Raw genomic sequence first — 2,383 nt, 5'->3', positions numbered from 1 at the left:
GAGTGCCACCGTCCGGGCCCGGAGCGGGAGTTGCGTGGTCCTGCGGCCCGTCGGGCGGATCGTCGGGCCGATCGTCAGGCGATGGAGAAGTCGTCGCCGTAGACCGCGCCCTGGCCGTACCAGCCGTGCAGGTAGACCGTGACGGTGCCGTTGGCGCCGGTGGTGAACGGGATGGTCAGCTTCGTCCAGGAGGAGCCGTTCGCCCAGGAGGACGCGGTGGCGCCGCCGCTGACACCGACGTACGAGTACGGGCCCTGGACCCAGGCGGTCAGGGTGTACGCGTGGTTCGGGGCCAGCGTGACGGTCTGCTCGCACTGGCCGGTGCTGCTGGCGCTCGGGGCGGCCTTCAGGGCCTTGGAGCCGCCGTGCACCGGGGAGGTGACGACCGCGCCGCCGCTCTGGCAGGTCCACGGGGCGAGGTTGCCGCTCTCCAGGTCACCGTTGGCGAGGCCGGTGGGCGGGGTGGTGCCGTTGACGGTCAGCGCGTAGGTGGCGGTGTGGGTCTTGCCCGCGCCGGTGCCGGTGACGGTCAGGGTGTAGGTGCCCGGGGCCGCCGCGGCGGTGGTGGAGACGTTCAGGGTGGCGGAGCCGCCCGCGGTGACGGTGGAGGGGCTCAGCGAGGCGGTGACGCCCGCCGGGGCGCCGGAGACGGTCAGGTTGACGGTCGCGGCGGTGCCGGAGGTGACCGCGGTGTTCACGGTGCTGGAGACGGCGGAACCGGCCTGGACGGAGCCCGAGGCGGGGGAGAGCGCGACCGAGAAGTCGGAGGCGGTGGTGCCGCCGGTGACGGTCAGGGTGTACGTCGCCGAGTGGGTGCCGCTCGCGCCGGTGCCGGTCACGGTCAGCGGGTAGCTGCCGTTGGCGACGCCCGAGGTGGTGGAGACGTTCAGGGTGGCGGAGCCGCCCGCGGTGACGGTCGAGGTGCTCAGCGAGGCGGTGACGCCCGCCGGGGCGCCGGTCACCGACAGGTTGACGCTCTGGGCGGAGCCGGAGGTGACCGCGGTGTTGACCGTCGCCGAGGTGGACGCGCCGGCCGCGACCGAGCCGGAGGCCGGGCTCAGCGACACCGAGAAGTCGTTGGCCGGGACGGAGGAGCTGGTGAACTGGGAGAAGATGTGGCTGAAGTCCCAGGTGCCCTGCGCTATGCCGGAGCACTCGTCGTGGCCGCCCTGGCCCGGACAGCCGCCGTTGTCACGCTGCAGCGCCCAGAAGGACAGCGTGTTGATGCCCTTGGAGACGGCCCAGTTGTAGACCGTGGTGGCGTTGGCGACGGTGAAGGTCTCGGCGGCACCGAAGTCGTCGATGCCGACCATCTCGGTGATGCCGATCATGTTCCACAGCTGGGCGGAGGTCTTCGTCGGGTACAGGTTCGCCAACTGGTTGTACAGGCCCTGCGCGGAGGTCTGGGTGTCCGCGGCCATGTCGTGCGGCTGGTTGTCGTAGTAGTCGAACGTCATCATGTTGACGACGTCGATCCGCGCGTTGTTGGTGACCGCGTTCTTCAGCACCTTGAGGCCGCTGGAGGCCAGGCCGCTGGTGGTGGTCGGCAGGGTGTAGCTGAACTGGATGCTGCGGCCGTTGGCGGCCGCCCAGTCCTCGACGATCTTGATCGCCTTGTTGCGGCGGTCGATGCCGGCCGTGTTGGTCAGCGAGTTGTCCTCGATGTCCAGGTCGATCCGGGAGACGTCGTAGGTGGTGATGACGTTCTCGAACTGCGCGGCGATCTGGTTGACGTCCGTGCAGGAGTCGGCGATCTCGGTGCCCGTGTTGTCCGCGGTGTAGCCGCCGAAGGACGGGATCACGTCGCCGCCGTTGGCACGGATGGTGTTGATGTCGGCGCCGAAGACGGAGCCGGACACCGGCATCGAGGTGTCGCCGTTCCACAGCGCGGTGCAGGAGCCCTTGGTGGCGGCCTGCAGGAACGCCATGGTGAGGTGCTTGGCACCGGACTGGGCGGCCAGGGTGGCCGGGCTCTCGCCGGTCCACGCCTCGAAGTACGGGGCGAAGACGTGCTGCGGCAGCGGGGTGGCGGCCTGCGCGGGGGCGGAGATCAGCCCCAGCGAGGCGGCCGCCATCGCGCCCGTGGCGAGCAGCGCTTGGAGTGGTCGGTGAAGGCGCATCGAGTCTCCATCAGGCATGGAAGGGTGGCCCGCGTGCCGGTGTTCGGGCACGGGGCAGGGGTCGGCCTGGTACAGGGATTGCCGGGGTGGTGCGGGGCAGTACGACTCGCCCCGGCCGGTGGTCACACCCCCACGATGCGTCCCGGTCGGGAAGTACAGCGGACTCATGGTTGGTCTGGACCACTGCGTCTGTCAAGACTCTTTACAGTTCCCCGTCAAGGCCCCCCGAGAGCTTTGCCAACCCTTGGCGGTAGGGCTCTTGA

1 protein-coding gene is annotated in these 2,383 nt (G+C 70.2%); it reads right to left on the bottom strand.

The genetic code is table 11. The annotated features are described in order from the left end of the window. Nucleotides 1–74: 74 nt before the first annotated feature. Complete coding sequence (locus ACFUEL_RS38605; protein WP_380242721.1) at nt 75–2,120, bottom strand: glycosyl hydrolase family 18 protein; 2,046 nt, start codon at nt 2,118–2,120, stop codon at nt 75–77. Nucleotides 2,121–2,383: the final 263 nt, after the last annotated feature.

Source organism: Kitasatospora sp. NPDC057198 (assembly GCF_042670125.1).
GTDB lineage: Bacteria > Actinomycetota > Actinomycetes > Streptomycetales > Streptomycetaceae > Kitasatospora.
This window is presented reverse-complemented; position numbering and strand designations above follow the sequence as displayed.